The sequence below is a fragment of the Acetomicrobium sp. genome, assembly GCF_059026225.1.
In genome coordinates, this window is record NZ_JBWQOQ010000002.1 from 42,300 (window position 1) to 58,322 (window position 16,023).

The 16,023-nt window shown below is 50.4% G+C and carries 29 protein-coding genes and 1 other annotated feature; of the genes, 4 read left to right on the forward strand and 25 right to left on the reverse strand.

The genetic code is table 11. The features are described from left to right. The first annotated feature begins 16 nt into the window (after positions 1-16). Positions 17-892: a hypothetical protein gene (locus tag AC5SXE_RS01260; RefSeq protein ID WP_493916368.1), complete on the forward strand. Its 876-nt coding sequence runs from the start codon at positions 17-19 to the stop codon at positions 890-892. Between the two features lie 25 nt (positions 893-917). Continuing rightward, positions 918-1,511: a dCTP deaminase gene (gene dcd, locus AC5SXE_RS01265; RefSeq protein ID WP_310848694.1), complete on the forward strand. Its 594-nt coding sequence runs from the start codon at positions 918-920 to the stop codon at positions 1,509-1,511. Here the strand turns inward: dcd and nfi are convergent. The 7 genes from nfi to secE all read right to left on the reverse strand — a co-directional run bounded on the left by nfi (position 1,508) and on the right by secE (position 5,622). Continuing rightward, a complete protein-coding gene (gene nfi, locus AC5SXE_RS01270) occupies positions 1,508-2,176 on the reverse strand; it encodes a deoxyribonuclease V (protein WP_310848692.1) in 669 nt (222 codons plus the stop codon). The two genes, dcd and nfi, sit on opposite strands and share 4 nt — an antisense overlap. Before the next feature lie 70 nt (positions 2,177-2,246). Continuing rightward, positions 2,247-2,627 (reverse strand): 50S ribosomal protein L7/L12, encoded by a 381-nt coding sequence (rplL, locus tag AC5SXE_RS01275; protein ID WP_303882414.1) that lies wholly within the window; start codon positions 2,625-2,627, stop codon positions 2,247-2,249. Positions 2,628-2,697: 70 nt separating this feature from the next. Further along, complete coding sequence (gene rplJ, locus AC5SXE_RS01280) at positions 2,698-3,231, reverse strand: 50S ribosomal protein L10 (RefSeq protein WP_310848690.1); 534 nt, start codon at positions 3,229-3,231, stop codon at positions 2,698-2,700. A gap of 13 nt (positions 3,232-3,244) precedes the next feature. Then, positions 3,245-3,382: a sequence feature (ribosomal protein L10 leader region), on the reverse strand. A 144-nt stretch (positions 3,383-3,526) separates the two neighbouring features. Further along, entirely contained in the window at positions 3,527-4,237 is a 711-nt protein-coding gene (gene rplA / locus AC5SXE_RS01285; RefSeq protein ID WP_493916369.1) for a 50S ribosomal protein L1, read from the reverse strand. Positions 4,238-4,290: 53 nt separating this feature from the next. Beyond that, entirely contained in the window at positions 4,291-4,716 is a 426-nt protein-coding gene (rplK, locus tag AC5SXE_RS01290; protein WP_493916370.1) for a 50S ribosomal protein L11, read from the reverse strand. A gap of 32 nt (positions 4,717-4,748) precedes the next feature. Further along, complete coding sequence (gene nusG, locus AC5SXE_RS01295) at positions 4,749-5,309, reverse strand: transcription termination/antitermination protein NusG (protein WP_310848687.1); 561 nt, start codon at positions 5,307-5,309, stop codon at positions 4,749-4,751. A gap of 130 nt (positions 5,310-5,439) precedes the next feature. Beyond that, entirely contained in the window at positions 5,440-5,622 is a 183-nt protein-coding gene (secE, locus tag AC5SXE_RS01300) for a preprotein translocase subunit SecE (RefSeq protein WP_303882422.1), read from the reverse strand. Positions 5,623-6,509: 887 nt separating this feature from the next. On the opposite strand from secE, the gene AC5SXE_RS01305 reads away from it, so the two are divergent. Together AC5SXE_RS01305 and AC5SXE_RS01310 are read left to right on the forward strand one after the other, a co-directional pair. Next, the gene (locus tag AC5SXE_RS01305) at positions 6,510-7,457 is read left to right on the forward strand and encodes a tyrosine-type recombinase/integrase (protein WP_332636383.1); all 948 of its coding nucleotides are present in this window, start codon (positions 6,510-6,512) and stop codon (positions 7,455-7,457) included. A 99-nt stretch (positions 7,458-7,556) separates the two neighbouring features. Further along, positions 7,557-7,883 carry a hypothetical protein gene (locus AC5SXE_RS01310; protein WP_332636384.1) on the forward strand — a complete coding sequence of 109 codons (327 nt, stop codon included), beginning with the start codon at positions 7,557-7,559 and terminating at the stop codon, positions 7,881-7,883. On the opposite strand, the gene AC5SXE_RS01315 is transcribed toward AC5SXE_RS01310, so the two are convergent. From AC5SXE_RS01315 to AC5SXE_RS01400, 18 genes are all read right to left on the reverse strand, one after another. After that, complete coding sequence (locus AC5SXE_RS01315; protein WP_493916371.1) at positions 7,828-8,553, reverse strand: glycoside hydrolase family 108 protein; 726 nt, start codon at positions 8,551-8,553, stop codon at positions 7,828-7,830. The genes AC5SXE_RS01310 and AC5SXE_RS01315 overlap by 56 nt on opposite strands. A gap of 4 nt (positions 8,554-8,557) precedes the next feature. Continuing rightward, positions 8,558-8,734, reverse strand: a complete 177-nt coding sequence (locus tag AC5SXE_RS01320; RefSeq protein ID WP_303884441.1) for a YvrJ family protein — start codon at positions 8,732-8,734, stop codon at positions 8,558-8,560. Positions 8,735-8,840: 106 nt separating this feature from the next. Beyond that, on the reverse strand, positions 8,841-9,047 hold the full coding sequence (locus tag AC5SXE_RS01325; RefSeq protein WP_303884443.1) for a DUF2922 domain-containing protein: 207 nt from the start codon (positions 9,045-9,047) through the stop codon (positions 8,841-8,843). 37 nt (positions 9,048-9,084) lie between these two features. Next, positions 9,085-9,303 (reverse strand): DUF1659 domain-containing protein, encoded by a 219-nt coding sequence (locus AC5SXE_RS01330; protein WP_303884445.1) that lies wholly within the window; start codon positions 9,301-9,303, stop codon positions 9,085-9,087. Between the two features lie 112 nt (positions 9,304-9,415). Further along, a complete protein-coding gene (locus tag AC5SXE_RS01335; protein ID WP_332636389.1) occupies positions 9,416-9,769 on the reverse strand; it encodes a hypothetical protein in 354 nt (117 codons plus the stop codon). A 380-nt stretch (positions 9,770-10,149) separates the two neighbouring features. After that, the gene (locus AC5SXE_RS01340; RefSeq protein WP_303884449.1) at positions 10,150-10,926 is read right to left on the reverse strand and encodes a hypothetical protein; all 777 of its coding nucleotides are present in this window, start codon (positions 10,924-10,926) and stop codon (positions 10,150-10,152) included. A gap of 23 nt (positions 10,927-10,949) precedes the next feature. Then, complete coding sequence (locus AC5SXE_RS01345) at positions 10,950-11,288, reverse strand: hypothetical protein (protein WP_493916372.1); 339 nt, start codon at positions 11,286-11,288, stop codon at positions 10,950-10,952. A gap of 28 nt (positions 11,289-11,316) precedes the next feature. Continuing rightward, a complete protein-coding gene (locus AC5SXE_RS01350) occupies positions 11,317-11,613 on the reverse strand; it encodes a hypothetical protein (protein ID WP_493916373.1) in 297 nt (98 codons plus the stop codon). After that, entirely contained in the window at positions 11,603-11,743 is a 141-nt protein-coding gene (locus AC5SXE_RS01355) for a hypothetical protein (protein WP_332636391.1), read from the reverse strand. The genes AC5SXE_RS01350 and AC5SXE_RS01355 overlap by 11 nt, the downstream gene beginning before the upstream one ends. Positions 11,744-12,179: 436 nt before the next feature. Then, positions 12,180-12,494 (reverse strand): dATP/dGTP diphosphohydrolase domain-containing protein, encoded by a 315-nt coding sequence (locus AC5SXE_RS01360; protein WP_332636392.1) that lies wholly within the window; start codon positions 12,492-12,494, stop codon positions 12,180-12,182. Further along, a complete protein-coding gene (locus AC5SXE_RS01365; RefSeq protein ID WP_332636393.1) occupies positions 12,478-12,630 on the reverse strand; it encodes a hypothetical protein in 153 nt (50 codons plus the stop codon). The genes AC5SXE_RS01360 and AC5SXE_RS01365 overlap by 17 nt, the downstream gene beginning before the upstream one ends. Beyond that, entirely contained in the window at positions 12,627-13,151 is a 525-nt protein-coding gene (locus tag AC5SXE_RS01370; RefSeq protein WP_493916632.1) for a RusA family crossover junction endodeoxyribonuclease, read from the reverse strand. Before AC5SXE_RS01370 ends, AC5SXE_RS01365 begins: the two co-directional genes overlap by 4 nt. Before the next feature lie 147 nt (positions 13,152-13,298). Then, the gene (locus tag AC5SXE_RS01375) at positions 13,299-13,451 is read right to left on the reverse strand and encodes a hypothetical protein (protein ID WP_493916374.1); all 153 of its coding nucleotides are present in this window, start codon (positions 13,449-13,451) and stop codon (positions 13,299-13,301) included. Continuing rightward, complete coding sequence (locus tag AC5SXE_RS01380) at positions 13,423-14,157, reverse strand: DnaB-like helicase C-terminal domain-containing protein (protein ID WP_493916375.1); 735 nt, start codon at positions 14,155-14,157, stop codon at positions 13,423-13,425. Before AC5SXE_RS01380 ends, AC5SXE_RS01375 begins: the two co-directional genes overlap by 29 nt. Beyond that, the gene (locus AC5SXE_RS01385; RefSeq protein ID WP_493916376.1) at positions 14,154-14,387 is read right to left on the reverse strand and encodes a hypothetical protein; all 234 of its coding nucleotides are present in this window, start codon (positions 14,385-14,387) and stop codon (positions 14,154-14,156) included. Before AC5SXE_RS01385 ends, AC5SXE_RS01380 begins: the two co-directional genes overlap by 4 nt. Positions 14,388-14,395: 8 nt before the next feature. Further along, positions 14,396-14,527: a hypothetical protein gene (locus AC5SXE_RS01390; RefSeq protein ID WP_493916377.1), complete on the reverse strand. Its 132-nt coding sequence runs from the start codon at positions 14,525-14,527 to the stop codon at positions 14,396-14,398. Beyond that, positions 14,524-15,303, reverse strand: coding sequence for a hypothetical protein (locus AC5SXE_RS01395; RefSeq protein WP_493916378.1), 780 nt, complete (start codon positions 15,301-15,303; stop codon positions 14,524-14,526). The genes AC5SXE_RS01390 and AC5SXE_RS01395 overlap by 4 nt, the downstream gene beginning before the upstream one ends. Continuing rightward, positions 15,254-15,988 (reverse strand): hypothetical protein, encoded by a 735-nt coding sequence (locus AC5SXE_RS01400; RefSeq protein WP_493916379.1) that lies wholly within the window; start codon positions 15,986-15,988, stop codon positions 15,254-15,256. Before AC5SXE_RS01400 ends, AC5SXE_RS01395 begins: the two co-directional genes overlap by 50 nt. Positions 15,989-16,023: the final 35 nt, after the last annotated feature.

The window sequence follows — 16,023 nt, forward strand, 5'->3', positions numbered from 1 at the left end:
GAAGGGAGATTTTCATATGAAATGCGCAAATAATGACGAAATCAATCTTCGATGGCACATTTTTTACACATTAAAGAAACTCAAAAATACCTTGGAGAAACCCTCCATTCCGTCAAGGAGCAGGAAAATCCTTAAAACCATATATGACAACTTAAGGGATATAGAAATGAATGTAGTTGGATCCATTGATAATATAGCAAATGGCTTATCCCTTATCGATAAAATAATTTTAGGGATAAATTATGGCGCACCTGAGTGGCCGAACAAGTTATTAGATTTGTACGGCCCACCGATTAAATGTCTCGTCATTCCCTTTATAACTGAACATCTTGCCACTAGCGACATTCAAAAATATCTGCCATGGTGGAAGCAACCTTGCGAATGCTATTTACTTCCCTTTCACGCGGAAGAACAGGACTCGCCACTAGACCTTCAGTTTTTTTCAAAGCATTTAGATAAAGCGTGGTCCATGTACAATCAAGAGCTTTCCGATCGTTTTGCCCTAATCTTTGCTCCTGGGATTTCTATCATGACCTCTAACTATGATATGTTTGATTGGAAGCAAGCAACAGATATCAATTGGCCAAAAGAGATGAAAGATTGGATTGAAGAAATAGCAAGATCTTCACGAAAAAGCGAAGTTTCTCCGAAAGCCTGGGATTGGAAGTGGGACGAAATATGTCACGCAACTGCTTTACTGCTGGAAAATATACCACCTAGCCAAATAAAAGACGATCCCCTAGAGGTTATCAGCATTCTCATTGCGGGCTCCATAGTAGCCTCTTACGAAATCCATAAAGGCGCCTCTTTCGAGGAAATAGCTTCTTTGGAAAGGCTGATAGCCTTCGCTTGCGATGGGAGCTTATTTTTATCCAAATATCGAGGCTCGTAAGGTTTAAAAAAGGAGCTGATAAAGCATGACAAACGCATTAGGTTCAAATGAAATAAGAAGCATGCTAGATAGGGGCGACTTAGTAGTCATGCCCTTATTGGATTTAAATCGTCAGATAGGAAGGGCTTCCCTGGACGTAAGGCTCGGGCAAGATTTTGTCCTGTTTCGCAAGGGTCAAATACCCGTTATGGATGTAAAGGACGCTTTTAACGACGCCGCTTGGGTCGATTACTACGATCGTATAAGGCGAGAATACGGTCAGGCTTTCATATTGCATCCCGGGCAGTTCGTCTTAAGTTCAACCTTGGAGTTCTTACGTTTGCCTCGAAACGTAATGGCTTATGTCATAGGCAGATCCTCGTGGGGAAGAGCAGGACTTGTAATCGCCACGGCAACATTTGTTGACCCGGGATTTCAAGGAGTCATAACACTTGAGTTAGTCAATGAAGGCGAGGTCCCCATATCCTTATATCCGGGAACTCGCATAGCTCAATTGGTCTTTCACAAGTTAGAAGGCGAAGTGCAAGCCTACAAGGGAAAGTACGCCTTTGATACGCGGGCCACCGCGAGTAGGGCTTATGAGGACGAAGAGATCATCAAACTCACTAGGAAAGACTAAAGTGAATGAGCACGACGAGTCACCAAATGATGTGCCAAACGCGTAGGTTCTGGCAACCGATAACGCGTACAACAAGCTAAGACCAGCTCAGTTGCCTGTCTAATGGAGATCTCATGCCCTGGGCTCACATACAAAGGCCTAACTTCGTTTCGCGTACGAACGACATGTCCTATCACTTTTTTATCCTGCCATAAGGGCACCCATGATCCCTTGTTTCGTGGAACATGAAGATGATTTCCCACAAGACGACTTTTAGCAACTCCTATTGAGGGCAGATCTAAAAAAACCCCAAAATGCGCCGCAATGCCGAGCCCTCGCGGATGGGCAACACCAGCACCGTCTATCATCCAAACGTCTGCTTTAAAGGAAAGTTTATCGTAAGCATCTATTATAATGGGGAGTTCTCTGAAAGAAAGCAGGCCTGGTATGTAAGGGAAGGTGACATTTCTTTCAGCATATGCTCTTTCTATAACTTCGCCAGAAAGTCGATCCCAAACGACCGCAGCCGCATATGCGCGAGTCATCTTTCGGCTAAAATAAGCAACATCAACACCGCCAATGAATCTTATTTGAGCGATATTGGGATAATTCCTTATTCTTACGAAGCTGCGCAACTCGTTTTGTAATTTTATTGCCTCTTTTGGATCATCCGGTAACTTAAGCAAAGTTTGCTACCCCTAAAAATATAAGGGCGTGAGATGAAGTTTAATTCACCCCACACCCTTCGTTTGCAAGTTACTTTATTTCTACCTCAGCGCCTGCTTCTTCCAATTTCTTCTTGATTTCCTCAGCTTCCTCCTTGGAAACTCCTTCCTTCACAGGTTTTGGAGCGCTGTCAACCAACTCCTTTGCTTCCTTTAAGCCTAAGCTTGTAATTTCGCGAACAACTTTGATTACATTTATCTTGCTCGCGCCAACAGATTTTAAGACTACGTCGAATTCAGTCTTTTCCTCTTCCTCGGCCACCTCAGGAGCCCCTGCTGCAGGAGCTGCAGCCATCATGGCCACAGGAGCCGCGGCGGATACACCAAACCGCTCTTCTAAGGCCTTAACTAACTCCGATAGTTCAAGAACCGACATTTCCTCTATCGCCTTAATGATTTCCTCTTTGGTCATTGTTTGATTCCTCCCTTTTAGGTATGTAACATTATAAATATTGAATTCCATTAACAGTTGGTCGAACCCTTTACGCTGCTTGCTTCTCTTTTTCTTTTGCTATTTGGTCCAAGCACGTTACCAAACCACGTACAGTTCCGGACAAAACCGTAACCAATCCTCGTATGGGCGCTTCCATGGCACTAAACACTTGGGCCAACAAGACATCCCTAGTTGGCAACGTAGCAAGAGTATTTACCTCTCCGGCATCTATAAATCTCTTGTCCAACAGGGCTCCTTTTAACTTTAAGGCTTCGCCTCTTGTTGCTTTAACATAATTAGCTAGTACCTTAGCTACTTCGACAGGATCTCCGTATGCCACCGTAAAAACGTTGGGCCCAGAAAGCACCTCTTCAGGAACAGACAATCCTACTTCCTTAAGAGCCAAACCGAAAAGCGTATTCTTGGCCACCCTCATGATGCCCTTTGCTTCCCTAATTTTGGACCTTAATTCTCCTATTTGCTCGACTGTTAATCCCTTATACTCGCTAAAAAATACTGCCTGTGCTCCTTGAAGCGTCTCGATCAATTTCTGCAATTCTTGAATATTAGCTTTTGAAGGCATCCCTTCACCTCCTTTTTTAAAAAATAAAGCTCCTGGGCAAAACCCAGGAGCTTTATCGCCAATACAAAAACACTCTCCTGGCCTCGGCGGGCTGGTCATGAAACCATTTAAGTTTTCCACCCGCTGTCTTAAGCCCAATGACAGAATTAATTTTATTAATCTATGGCATTTTCTTCAAGTATGACTTTTTAAGTTTACGTCAAAACTAAAAAACAAAGAAGGCTAAAGCAAAAAAGAATTCGCTCTAGACATCAAAAATATCACACAAACAACCCTTTGCCGCTTTTATTATTTTTTACTCTTCAACGATTTCTTTTTGAGCTCGTATCGGATCTATCTTGATCCCAACGCCCATGGTCGGCGCTATGGCAATGCTCCGCACGTACCGTCCTTTAACAGCCGCAGGGCGCGCACGCAACACAGCGTGCAATAAAGCTTTAGCATTATCAAACAACATATCAGGCGCAAAGCTCATCTTGCCGATCACTACGTGAATTATACCGTATCTGTCGACGCGATACTCAATACGTCCCGCCTTGATTTCTTTAATGGCCTCAGCCACATCGAATGTAACTGTGCCAGTTTTTGCGCTTGGCATGAGGCCGCGAGGACCTAGGATGCGCCCAAGACGCCCTACAACGCGCATCATATCAGGGGTGGCTATTACGGCATCGAAATCCAACCATCCCCCTTCGATCTTCTGCACCATGTCCTCTCCGCCAACATAATCAGCTCCTGCCTCTTCGGCTTCCTTCATCTTCTCGCCCGATGCTATAACAAGAACCCTTTTTTCCTGACCAGTGCCATGAGGCAGGGTGATGGTGCCCCTCACCTGCTGATCGGCATGACGAGGATCAACGTTCAAACGAATATGCATTTCCACTGTCTCATCAAACTTTGCGGTTGGCAGTTCTTTTAAAAGCTCAATGGCTTCGCGAAGACCGTAAAGTTTCGTCTTATCAACCTTTTCGAGCATTGCTAAATAACGTTTTGATTTCTTTGCCATTTTCTATTCCTCCTTGTGGTCTGTAACGGGTTGCCCCTGCCACATGATATGCACTAGCCTACAACTTCTATGCCCATAGATCGGGCAGTGCCTTCGATCATTCGCATGGCTGCTTCTATGTCATTAGCATTTAAATCCTGCATTTTGATTTTAGCTATCTCTTTTAATTGCTCTCTGGTAACCTTGCCAACCTTATCTCTGTTTGGCTCACCAGAACCTTTTTCGATACCTGCGGCCTTTTTGAGCAATATGCTAGCTGGAGGTGTTTTAAGCTCAAAAGTAAAACTTCTATCCGCATAAACAGTTAGCACCACTGGAATTATCATGCCCGCATTATCTGCAGTCTTTGCGTTAAATTGTTTGCAGAACTCCATAATATTTACGCCATGTTGGCCAAGTGCTGGGCCCACAGGCGGCGCTGGCGTTGCTCTGCCTGCCGGCAATTGTAGTTTTATTTGTGCTATTACCTTCTTAGCCATATAGTTTTCCCTCCCGTGTAGCTTGAACGCCCTTATATTTTTGTTAAATCGCTATAATCGGCTTCAACTATAGTTTCTCGTCCAAAAAGTGTCACTGAAAATTTGATCTTTCCTTTCTCCGGAATAACCTCTACTACCGTGCCGACTTGCCCCTCGAAGGGTCCGCTTCTAACGCGAACCACATCCCCTGGCTTGAGATCGATTTCCACTTTTGGCTTCATCTGTTCTTTGCCTATCTTCGCAAAAATATCCTGTACTTCCCGTTCTGATAAAGGAACGGGGTTATTTCCAGCGCCCACGAAACCCATGACGCCAGGAGTGTGTCTCACTACATACCAGGATTGGTCGTCAAGGATCATTTCCACAAGTATATACCCCGGAAAGACTTTTCTTTTCACTCTCTTTTGCTTTCCGTCCTTAACGTAAACTCGTTCCTCTATCGGCACGAGCACTCGGAAGATTTTATCCTCCATGCCCATTGTAGCTATACGCTGCTCTAAATTGGCTTTTACCTTATTTTCATATCCTGCGTACGTTTGAACAACATACCAACGACGCTCGTTCTTGTCAATCATCACCGAAAAGGGGGCCATTTGGGCCCCCTCACCCCCCTAGTCAATTGATTGATATTTCCCAAGTTGTCAACGCTATTAAGGAATATTAAAATCCTGTTTAGATTATTTTTACCTATGGATTCAAGAAACTTTACTCTAAAAAGATTTGCTAACCCACGATTTTTGAGAAAACCGCAGTAAATATCAAATCGAGAACTCCCAAATATGCTGAAACCAATAAAGTTACCACTATGACCAGCAGTGTAGAAATCCAAACCTGCTTTTTGTTTGGCCATGTAACTCTTTTTAGCTCTGCTCGCGCTTCTCTCAAAAAACTAAAAATCTTATCCAAGCCTTTTGCCTCCTATAAACTCGAACCTGCAACCCCTGAATTTTTGAGTCCCAAAGATACCATACAGATTATAACAATGCCAGCCCTTTCCCGCACATCTTTACGGTATCACTACCCACACTACTTATCGCCAGCGACGAAGCGCATTCTTCGGGTTGCTAGCGTATATTACCATGCCCGCATTTTAAAAGTCAATGTCAAGCCTAAAAAACACAAGGTTATGAAGCCAACGCGAAAGGTTTATGTTTTTATTTTAAATGTAGAATATACGCCTGGTCAAGGAGGTTATTTATGGTCATGTTTAATCATTATATTTTTTATTCTCTTGATTTCTATTCAGCCTCGCTGTGACGTGCTTGACCAGACTATACTACGCAGGAAAGCAGAAATAAGCTAACAAGATCCTGGATGATCCCTTTTGCAGGCCCTAGTTGACGAAGGTTTCCAGGTTGGAAAACTTGCCAGAGTGTATTACAAAACCTGTTAAAGGTGGCTATCTCCTCAAAGGTATAACAGCCATAAAAACACTCCCCTGCGCCTCTGCCGGCGGCAAGGGAGTGAAAGGTAGGAGTGTAACAAACTACTTGTTCATGTACTGCCATGCACTATTTGAGTAGAGTTTTTATGCGTATTTGCGTGATTGCAAAAAGGCATCGATAAACAATTCCAGTTACATCTGTAATCTTAAAATTCTGGCAGGCCCGGCAGGACTCGAACCTGCAACCCCCGGATTTGGAGTCCGCATTCGGCTGACCGATCCCACAACGAAGTTTATATTAGCATATATGCGGACTTTTGTTCAACCCCCTTTAGCAAAATTTTTATAAAAAAGGGCGAGACCGGCGCTCCTAAAAACGCAGTTTTTCACGAAATGTCGGGTTGACATTATGGAAGAAAAGGGAAAGATTGTACTGTTTAACGAGAAATTTGCCTCATGGGAGGAGGCGCTTGAGGCATTTATCCTCTTCAGGAAAGCCGAAGGATACTCGAAGAGAACGATCGAGGATTACCGCTACCACATCACGCACCTGTTTAAAGAATGCCCGGAGACCTGGGACCCGACATGCCCCGGCAAGGCCAGGGCGGCGGTGCTGTCGTATTTGGCTCAAGACGGCATCGCTCCCGCCACGTTTAATCTGAGGCTGAACTACATAAAGGCCTTCTTCTCCTGGCTGGTGGAGGAAGGCGCCTTCCCGGAAAATCCGGCATGGGGAATCAAAAGAAGAAAGACCGAACCAAGAATCGTCCAGCACTCAGCAGAGATACTGACGAAGCTCTTAAAGCTTCCGGACAAGTCAACTTACTGCGGCAGGCGGGATTATGCCTTATTGTGTCTTTCCATAGATACGGCAATCAGGCCGGGTGAGGCGCTCTCTCTTACCCTTGACGACGTGGATTTAGACGAGATGACCGCTCTGGTACGAGCCTCCGTCTCAAAGACGCGGAAAAGCAGGACGCTTCCATTTTCTCTTGAGACGGCAAAGGCGCTTAAGGCGATGATTTCCGCACGGCCACAGGAGTGGGACACGAAGCTGCTTTTTACCAACCACGAGGGAGACAGGTTAACTGTTTCCGGCTGGAGGCAGAGGCTTCAGAGACACTACGCGCCTAAGCTCGGCCTAAAGCGTCTTTCTCCCTACGACCTTCGCCACGACGCGGCACTGCACTTCCTGCGCAACGGCATGAACCCTTTTGCACTGCAGGCCATCATGGGACACACAAACTTAGAGACCACAAAGCATTACATAGCGCTGGTTGAGGCAGACATACGCGAGGCACACGAGACGGCATCGCCGGTGAAGAGGTTAATGGGAAAGAACAAGCGGGTGAGGTAATGATACCGTAGCAACTTTAGACATATCCAGCCAGCATGTACTTGATTTTGTAAGTGATACAATTGGTTATACAAAAAATTAGATGAGGTGGAGAATATAATGCTTGATGATATTAAATTCTTATTTGACCTGATAGACAGGTTTTATAAAAAGAAATCGGAAAGCAAAGAGAAACAAAACTTTGATAAGGTATTAACGGCTATTTACAAACTAGGAAATAATGGCAAAAGACCGGTCGATCTTGAAGCTTTGCAGCGTGATGCGGGGCTTAAAAAGCTCGATGTCCTAAATGCAATAGAAGCAGCGAAAGAGAAAGACTGGATTATCGATGCAGGAGATTTGCAAAACCCATATGCATGGCTCCTAAAATCTAAAGGTATTCTGTATGTGGAAGGTCTGCTTGATGATGCTCAAAAAGAAATGTAACAGAAGGATTTTTTGTCGCTTTCTGAAAAATTGATATTTTCATGTTGGAACATAAATTAACTCGGCCCTTCGCGGTGGCCTCTCGCATCGAAGTATCACAAGACCACCCTGGAGGGCCGATCAAATTTGTCGTTACCGGCACCTCTCCCACAGCTTTGCCAGCCTGTTTATCCAGCCTCGCAGGAAGGCGCGGAAGGTCTCCTTGCTGGCGGCGAGGCTTTGGTAGTACAAAGTCCTGCGCCACAGCGTAATGGCACATATAGGCCTCAAGGCGTCTAGATGTTCGGCCACAGCCGCTAAAGTCTTTTTGCCGATGATGCCTGTCGGTTACGAGCTGGTCTTTTCCTTCATTTGCTATGTTTAAGGCCTCCTGCAGGAACTTCACGCCCCGCCTGACCCCGCAGTTTACGGCGCCGTCAAAGACGAGCAGGTCGATAGGGCTGGGCAGTTTGTCACAGCCTGCAGGCTTCCAGTAAAAGGCCTCATATATCCTTATTGCCTGGTCTTTCGTCAAGTCCCTGACGTGCTCGGGCAGGTCCGTCATCTGCTTTCTTGCCTGCCTCAAGGTGGCCGTGGTTATGCCGTAGTTTGTGGCACCGCCCGGGTCGCCTGGGCGGTCAGCGAATCCGCCTTCTACCATCAGAATGAATGATGCCGCGTCTTGAGTCATCTTTTTACTTCCTTTCGCTTGTCTTGTAAAAGTCGCATTCGATGCACTTTTTCAAGCCGGCTTGGAGCTCGTTTATGGCCTTGGTGAGCTCGCTCATGCGCGTTTCCATGCGAACGAGCAGGTAAGCTGCCACGGCTATAGAAAAGGTCGTCTGCACGGTAGACGTGATAAAATCTTCCATGACTTAATTTCACCTCCGTAAATTAGCGCCATTTAAAGGTAAAGGCGGGAGTGTCTTCCCGCCTTAAACGCAAAACAACACCACACAGGCAAGGCATAGGCATGCACTAAATGAGCTTCGTGGTTCCGGTCTCTACGAGCTCGGCGCCGACGATGCTTAAAGGCGGTATGCCAAATATGCTTCTAGTGATGATGGTGTTCATGGCAGCTTCGACCTCCTGCGCGGTAATGCCGGGCTTTGGGTCGCTCAAAGAAAGCATCCACTTGCCGTCTTCGGTATCAAATATCATTCGCAGTCTTCGCTTAGTCTCCATCGTTACACCTCCCTTCGGTCAAATCAGCTGCTGCGTACTACTCGACTCTGTTGGTGTCTACTTTCTGCACTTCAACCAATCCATCGCAGTCAAGCAGTCCGGCTATCGCCTGACCCACAGCTGCGACGTCATCGGGCTCGGCGATTACGTCAACGCCAGCGATGGACCTGCTGCGAAGCACGGGCTTGCCCCAATCGTCCTCTCCTACCTTGATCCTCAAAGTCATGCGGCTTGCTATAGGCTGGTATGTGGCCATGTTCACCCCTCCTTTCAAAAGTCCTTTAAGCACACAATACACGAGGCAGATAATGTATTCAATTCGCATAATTTATGCGAGCGCCGAAAGAACATATATGCATGAGGAGCTTTCACGGCCGCCACGAGCGCGCAGGATACCGCAAAGAGCCTTCCCAACATAACAGCACATAACAGCGGTCAAAAAAAGCAAGCAGGCCCTGCGCGCTCACAGGCGGCCTAGCCCCGTCGGCGCCATGCGCAAAAGCCAGCGCAGCAAAGGCGGGCAAAGGCGCATATGGCGCATGGCTTGCCGACGGAGGGCAAGGGAAAGGGAGAAAAACAGTCGCAGGGTTCGTATCTCTTGCTGCCTCAAGGCCTGGAGGTTGCCCGCCGCCTCGCTTCGCTCCCACGCGCTTTAGCTCGCTCCCCCCACCCGCCCCCGCTCGCAAAAGCGCGTGGTCGCTTCGCACGGCGGCGGCCTTCATAATAACCCCCCTCTCCCGATTCTCGGGATCTCCCCCCAAAAGGGGGGAGAAAAAGATAAGGAAACATCACATATTCCACCCCCCAAACGGTGGGCGGACTAAAAAAGCATGCTCGAGCAGTCGCCTTGTCAAGCGCAGGCCCTTCGGGTCGCTGGCGCGACGCTTGACAAGGCGCCTTTGCTCTCGCAAAGACAAAGGCATCCGCCCCCGTTTGGGAAAAATGTTTAGGTTTCCACTTCTCTATCGTCTTCTTCTGGCCTTCGTGGGCGCGCTCGTTGGCGCGCTGTTGCCTCTGTGGTTTCTCTTTCCCCGCTCGCTCGCTCGCGGGTGGAGGGCAAAAAGAAAAGCCCGGCTGTGCGCCGGGCCTGCCTTGCTCTGCCTTATTTTGCGTTAACTGCCTGCTTTAAGTTTTCGTCTAGAAAGTCTATGAGCTCGCTTGCCTGTGCCATCGTGAGGTCAGCCGTGCTTTCTATGTCGTACCTTTCTTTTATGCAGTCTCTGATAAATTCTTCGTCCACTCCCATCTTTCTTGAGATCGCAAATATGGCCTTGCGCTGGTTTTCCGTCGCCATGCGCTCGCCCTGCAGAGGCACGGTGCTGGCGTATAGGTGCGCACCTGTTTGCTGGCTTTTTCGCACCTCCGCGGCAAGGTCTGCATCCTCGAGGTCTTGGGTGAAGATATCGGATAAGGACCCTACGGTTAGGGCTGCGTCCACAAGGGCGCGCTTGCGTGCCATTTTCAAAACAGTATTCGCAAGCGTATATGGGTCTTGTCTGGCGTACTTGCGCTCTTTCGTGTTCGCCTGCCCCAGCCCCTCGGTTATGGTCTCGCCGTTTGCGGCAACGAGCGAACAGCGCACCATGTAGGCAAAAAATCCGGCTTCAAAGTCTTCCACCTTGCCAACTATCTCAAACCGGCTGCGCAGTCCCAGTAACACCGTTATCTTTTCTGCGCCCGGCTTCAAGAGCACCTTTCTGTCGCCTGCCCCGGGTATGGCGCCGTAGTCTCTTCCTTCCAGCAGCTGCGTCTTGATAAGATCCTGAAAGGCCCCGATCTTTGAAAGCGCCGCGGCAAGCTCGCGCGGATCCTTTCTGGCTACGATTGAAAGCTCGTCTTCCGCCCTGTTGACCATCGTTTCTTCCCTTGCTGTCGTCATCTTTATGTCCTCCCTTTTATGTTTTATATCTTGATCTCTTTTCGCAGGTCGTAAACGTCCCTTAGCCGCAGAAAAATGCCAAAACCCGCCTCAAGCAGGCGATCTGTGACGACAAAGTCCCTATGGTCATCGTTGTCTTCGCGGGAAAACCGCAGGATCCTCACGCCATCTATCGGGTATTTTTCGTCTTTGAGCATCTGCGCGTAGGCTGCTACCTGTATGATGTGCTCGGCGTATATGTTTCCGGAGGTCTTGATGTCAACGAGGGCCAACCTGCCGTCAAGCTCTCCGTACCAGTCGATCGTCCCGCCTACACGGTAGCGTTCGCTTACCATCTGTTCTTCTATCAGGTGGGTCAACATCTCGTGTTTTTCAAGCCACGCGCGGAATTTATCGGCGGCGTTTTGTCGCCGCCTCGATCTCTTCTCCCGTGTATTTTGAAAAGTCCACCTCAGGGCCGCCGACCATGGCTTGGATCATCTCGTGGGCGCACGTGCCCGCCCCCGCTGCGGCCGCTGTGTAGGCGGTGGTGTCTATGCCCTGAAGGCCCATCTTGTTCGCCCATGCCACAAGGTGAGGCTTGTTTAAAAGTCCTACTATTGTGGTTACGCCTGGAACGATGGTGCCGTCTTTCAGCCTATACCTTTGGTGTGCCCTTGCCCGTTTAAAGCCACTTTTAACCGCCATGGCGCTTTCCTCTTTTCATCCAGCGTGCCGCGGCAAGCTGTGCCGCTATGGCCTGCTCGTCATTCGCTATCCGTACTGTCCACTTCCCCGCTTTTACCACAACCGCGCCGTTTTCTTTTGCGATCTTCAATGTGTTGTCCTCCTTGAGTTGTCGTTATGATTATATTATACGTCTTTTAGATATACTGTCAATAGAAGATACGCATTTGTATCATGACCATTACTGACCTTAGCCTATGACCATTACTGACCTTCCTTCTCGTGGCAAACTCACCGGCATGTCACGAGACACCGCAGGAACAGCCAGGGAGGCGCGAAAACCGAAAGCGGCTCGCCGTGTTTTTTTGGCCGCGCATTTTTTTGCGCGGTCTCCGCCGCCATAATGCGCGCAGCCTGCGAGCACTGACCGCCCCCGAGCACACGCCCCTGTGCGTGGGCGAGGGCTTGCACTGTGCGAGCTGGCGCGCGCATGGCGGCGGAGAGTGTCGGCAAATAAAAAGGCCCCGGGCTGTGTCCCGAGGCCGGCGCTTGATCCTTTTAGGCGTGCATTAAGGCCCACATATTTTTTAAAGCTGTCTGTCGTCTCTTTCCGGGTGTGTGCGGGCAAACTCAAGCAGGGCGAGGCAGTTCCAGGCGGCATGCGCCAGGTGGTTTAAAGACGTCTCAGGATCTGCGTCTTCGCCTGCCCACCAGCTCCAGAGGTGCCTTTGAGCCGCAGCATAAAGCCTGCTCCAATCAAGGCCTGCCTCCCAGTTTCTTTCTCCGTATTTTTCGGCACCGCAAGAAAAGACGCGAACCAATTCTTTTAGGGCAAAGGGAGGCATCAGGTCGTATCTGAGCTTTCCCGCGTCGTCTTTTTCAGCCTCACGCTTCGCTGTCATGGTCGTCCCTCACGACGGGCGTGTAAAGAAAACAGGGCAGGCCCCAGGCGGGCACATCGCCGCCCACAACCTTACAGAACTTTCCGCCCACCCTTTGAGCGCAGTTACCGCACATCGCCTTGAGCTTCTTGCTCATGCGTCTGTCTCTTCGTCTTCCGTCTCAAAATGCACGGCCAGAGGCCTATTTTTTGCCCCGCATGCCTGGCACGTCCAGGGAAAATGCGTGGCGAGCATGCAGGTGTCCTCGTCTTCCGTCTTTGCCCCGCATTTGCTGCATTTGACGAATAAAAGCATGGCTCTCACTTCCCTTCTTCTATTTCGCTCACGGCTACAACTGTCTTCGACGCCACCTTCAGCGGGCACGACCACGACCTCGGACTCAAGCCGGTCAACTTGCGAGTCATCGGACCACACGCCCGCCTCCGTCATGGCGTCAAACAAGACCTTAAACCTGTTGTCTATGTCCCACCTCCCGCGCGAATGTGCCTCAAAGCGCACGCGCACGGCTATGCGCCCTTTCAGCGGTTTCTCGTGCTGAGCCTGAAGCAGTGCAAACATCGCCTCCCGCTTCCAGCTGCGCCCCGTCTTCGTGAGAAATATCCCGCCATGTCGGTTTACTCCGTAGCAGCGCCAAAGTGATGGCGGTACTCCGGGAATTTCCGCCTCAAAGATCGGCCGTTTATTTGGCGTTTCTGATGTGTTCTTGCCTTTTCACTCATGACAGGCCTCCTAAAAAAGTCCTGACTTGAAGATCGGCTTTTGTTCACGCTCGCGCCTTACGGGCTTTGCCCGTCCCGGTAAAGCTCATGGGCTCGCCGTCATAAGCGAGCTCAAATGACGCGTCCTGCCACGCCGCCAACGGTCTTCGACACCGGTCGCGATGATGCGCGGCGCTCCGTAAGGTTCAATGGGTGCGTCCTTAAACAAGTCAATTTGGGCGCTGCTTAACTCCTCCACTATGCCGCCGCCTTTGGCACTGCCGACCAGCGCCGAACCGGAAGCCTGGAGCTGTTTGCTTGCCCTTCCCATCTGCGACAAGAGGAGAAACATAATGCCGTACCTCTGGGCCATCTCCTTCAAGGTTGGCATGGCCTTCGTTTACGCAGTCTAGGTCGGACTGGCGCGGTTTCCTAAGAAGTGTCAGGTAGTCTATCGCCACGAGCGAAGGCATGTAGGCTTCAACTTCTCTTCGGACGTCTTCTATGGTCATGCGCTCGCACTTGCCAAGCAGTTGAGACCCCGGCGGCTCTGACCCGTAGATCAAAAGCCTGTCCGAGAACTTTCTGCGCATCCGTGTTACTGCGTCCTTGAACTGCTCCGTTTCCCGGCGGGCGTGCCAGCGCACCCGTTCCGCCGTCATGTGCATCTCGCGCTGGAGCAGCCTCTCCGCGACCACCTCGGGCGCCATGTCCAGCGAAAAAAGCATGGCTGTGCCGTTCGGGTTGTTTTGCAGGTAGTGCTCGACGCCTGAAAGCATGAGCGACGTCTTCATCGACCCTTGAGCGCCGACTAAGACCAGCAGTTCGCCGGGAAGCAGCCGGCCGAAGGAGTTGTCAAGCTCGTCAATGCCGAAGCCGAACTTGTCCGCCTCGTCCCAGCCTGCCGACCTCCTCTTTGAGGCGCCGTACGTATGCGGGCACTGTGAGCAGGAACGCGCTGTCATGCGAGGCACCTGCCTCCTGGCACTGCCGAGCGCGTCACCAGGCGCCTCAAGGCGGTATCAGACATGGCATAATCGACCTTGGTCAGGATGTAGCGCACGTAGCCTACGATGTCATGTGCCTTCCAGCCGAAACCGTAAAGCCTTTTTGTCTCGGACTCTGCCATCTGCTCGATGACAAATCTGCCCTCTTCTGCCGGCATCTCGGCGAGCATGGTCTTCGTGAAGTACACGATCCGCGCTATCCGCTCATTTTCCGACTCGCCTTCTTCCGGTTCGACCTTGACATTTGCAGACGTCCAGCTTCGTGTCCCAGGTGGGATCTTCTGCCGCTTCGGCAGGTTTCTGCCTGCATGCGTGTTTCGTCAGTCATGCCACTTCCTCCTCTTGCGCCTCTGCAGGCGCGATGTCAGGGTCCAGGCCTGACATCCAGCGGTCAAGGCGCGGTACGTACTGCGCGTCCCGCCCCAAGACGACCTGCGCCCAGGCTTCGATGTTTGAAAGCCGCCCGTTTGCTCGTGCCTTGTCGGCCAGCACATCGGGCGAAAAGAGGGCGAAAAAGAGCCTTCTTGCCTCCTTCGTGTCGCCTGCCCTGTCTGCGGGCCAGGCCGATACGAGGTCGCGGAAGAGGGCCTCAAGGCGGTCTGCTAACCCTTCGGGCAGGGAGGGCGCATGAGGCACGCTGCGGTACCTGCCTTCAAGCACCTTGGCCATGTTCGTGGGACAAATGAGCCAGTCAAAGTCGGCAGACCAGTCGGTCTTACGGCCCATCAGGAAATCGCTTTGCCTCACGGACTCGAAGTACTTCCGCCACCAGTCGAGCGTCTGACGGCTTTTGTCCTCGCGCCACCTCGCCCTCAAGCGCTTTTCTCTCGTCGAGTTCCAGACCTTAAGCGAGCGGAGCTCGGGCAAGATCTCGTGGTAGAGTGCGGCGATGTCTTTGTGCGGACATGCCGGGACGGAAAAGGCCTTTGGTTTTTTCTTTGCTGTTTTCGTGCAGTCGTCTGAGCTGTGGCAGTGACCGCTGCGTGCGCGGTCTGTCCTGCCTTCCGGTGAGCCGGCATCACGGGCCGGGTAAGTTTCGCCGTCAGGGTAGGCCTCATCGCCGTCTGCGGTGGCACGCCTGCCCGCTTGAAGCCTGCGGGCCAACCGAGCCGGCACGGCCACCCGTGGCGTCGGTTTCAAGATCTTTAGGCTGGTTAGGGCAAAGGCTGTCTTCGGCTTCTTTTGACTTCGGCGTCAGTTTTGTTTCGGAAGTTTCGGCCTTTGCTTTATCTGCCGTATTTTGAGATGTACCTGTCGGTTTTTCTGTCCTACTTGATTGTCCGGCGGATTCGTCCGCGGACGTTTCCGCGTAAGCGGAAGAAGTACTTACTCTATTCTTATCTATTCTATTCTCTTCTATTCTATTCTTATCTGCTCGGGACATTGTCCCGACATTGTCCCGACAATCTTCTAAAGTTTCCGCCTGCCTTTTCTTCCTGGAAGCCTTGCGTGTACTGTATTCGTCCGCTATCTCCTCAAGGCCGTCTGTGGATATTTCCGCAACTTCTTTTCCGGAAACTTCGCTGAAACTCACCGAAAACAGGCCAAGTTCTTGGCAGTTTCCGGCGAGTTTTCGGAAGGTTTGAGGCGAAACTCCGACAAATCCGCACCAACTTTGAAGCGGAAAGCGCACGGAACCTCCCGCACTCTCGCCTACTTCCTCCGTCTTCTCCGCTATGATCTCAAGCACGTTCCAGTAAAAGCCGTAGCCTTCGAGGCCGGATGTCGCCTTAAGCATGGCCAGCTTTTCGTTTCTTGACACCGCCGTGTCGTGCTTAAACCACTTCATAGCTTCCCACCTCTTCGCCTTCCACCGCGTCCGTG

What these genes read in the sequence shown, in the direction of transcription:
- rplA (WP_493916369.1), bottom strand. Translation starts at nt 4,237, where the DNA reads ATGGCAAAGAAATCAAAACGTTATTTAGCAATGCTCGAAAAGGTTGAT.
- AC5SXE_RS01365 (WP_332636393.1), bottom strand. Translation starts at nt 12,630, where the DNA reads ATGAGCAAGAAGCTCAAGGCGATGTGCGGTAACTGCGCTCAAAGGGTG.
- rplJ (WP_310848690.1), bottom strand. Translation starts at nt 3,231, where the DNA reads ATGCCTTCAAAAGCTAATATTCAAGAATTGCAGAAATTGATCGAGACG.
- dcd (WP_310848694.1), top strand. Translation starts at nt 918, where the DNA reads ATGACAAACGCATTAGGTTCAAATGAAATAAGAAGCATGCTAGATAGG.
- AC5SXE_RS01305 (WP_332636383.1), top strand. Translation starts at nt 6,510, where the DNA reads ATGGAAGAAAAGGGAAAGATTGTACTGTTTAACGAGAAATTTGCCTCA.
- AC5SXE_RS01380 (WP_493916375.1), bottom strand. Translation starts at nt 14,157, where the DNA reads ATGACAGCGCGTTCCTGCTCACAGTGCCCGCATACGTACGGCGCCTCA.
- AC5SXE_RS01390 (WP_493916377.1), bottom strand. Translation starts at nt 14,527, where the DNA reads ATGACTGACGAAACACGCATGCAGGCAGAAACCTGCCGAAGCGGCAGA.
- AC5SXE_RS01335 (WP_332636389.1), bottom strand. Translation starts at nt 9,769, where the DNA reads ATGAAGGCCGCCGCCGTGCGAAGCGACCACGCGCTTTTGCGAGCGGGG.
- AC5SXE_RS01340 (WP_303884449.1), bottom strand. Translation starts at nt 10,926, where the DNA reads ATGACGACAGCAAGGGAAGAAACGATGGTCAACAGGGCGGAAGACGAG.
- AC5SXE_RS01260 (WP_493916368.1), top strand. Translation starts at nt 17, where the DNA reads ATGAAATGCGCAAATAATGACGAAATCAATCTTCGATGGCACATTTTT.
- rplK (WP_493916370.1), bottom strand. Translation starts at nt 4,716, where the DNA reads ATGGCTAAGAAGGTAATAGCACAAATAAAACTACAATTGCCGGCAGGC.
- rplL (WP_303882414.1), bottom strand. Translation starts at nt 2,627, where the DNA reads ATGACCAAAGAGGAAATCATTAAGGCGATAGAGGAAATGTCGGTTCTT.
- AC5SXE_RS01315 (WP_493916371.1), bottom strand. Translation starts at nt 8,553, where the DNA reads ATGACTCAAGACGCGGCATCATTCATTCTGATGGTAGAAGGCGGATTC.
- AC5SXE_RS01310 (WP_332636384.1), top strand. Translation starts at nt 7,557, where the DNA reads ATGCTTGATGATATTAAATTCTTATTTGACCTGATAGACAGGTTTTAT.
- AC5SXE_RS01320 (WP_303884441.1), bottom strand. Translation starts at nt 8,734, where the DNA reads ATGGAAGATTTTATCACGTCTACCGTGCAGACGACCTTTTCTATAGCC.
- AC5SXE_RS01360 (WP_332636392.1), bottom strand. Translation starts at nt 12,494, where the DNA reads ATGACAGCGAAGCGTGAGGCTGAAAAAGACGACGCGGGAAAGCTCAGA.
- AC5SXE_RS01345 (WP_493916372.1), bottom strand. Translation starts at nt 11,288, where the DNA reads ATGTTGACCCACCTGATAGAAGAACAGATGGTAAGCGAACGCTACCGT.
- nusG (WP_310848687.1), bottom strand. Translation starts at nt 5,309, where the DNA reads ATGGCCCCCTTTTCGGTGATGATTGACAAGAACGAGCGTCGTTGGTAT.
- AC5SXE_RS01325 (WP_303884443.1), bottom strand. Translation starts at nt 9,047, where the DNA reads ATGGAGACTAAGCGAAGACTGCGAATGATATTTGATACCGAAGACGGC.
- AC5SXE_RS01350 (WP_493916373.1), bottom strand. Translation starts at nt 11,613, where the DNA reads ATGGCGGTTAAAAGTGGCTTTAAACGGGCAAGGGCACACCAAAGGTAT.
- AC5SXE_RS01330 (WP_303884445.1), bottom strand. Translation starts at nt 9,303, where the DNA reads ATGGCCACATACCAGCCTATAGCAAGCCGCATGACTTTGAGGATCAAG.
- AC5SXE_RS01400 (WP_493916379.1), bottom strand. Translation starts at nt 15,988, where the DNA reads ATGAAGTGGTTTAAGCACGACACGGCGGTGTCAAGAAACGAAAAGCTG.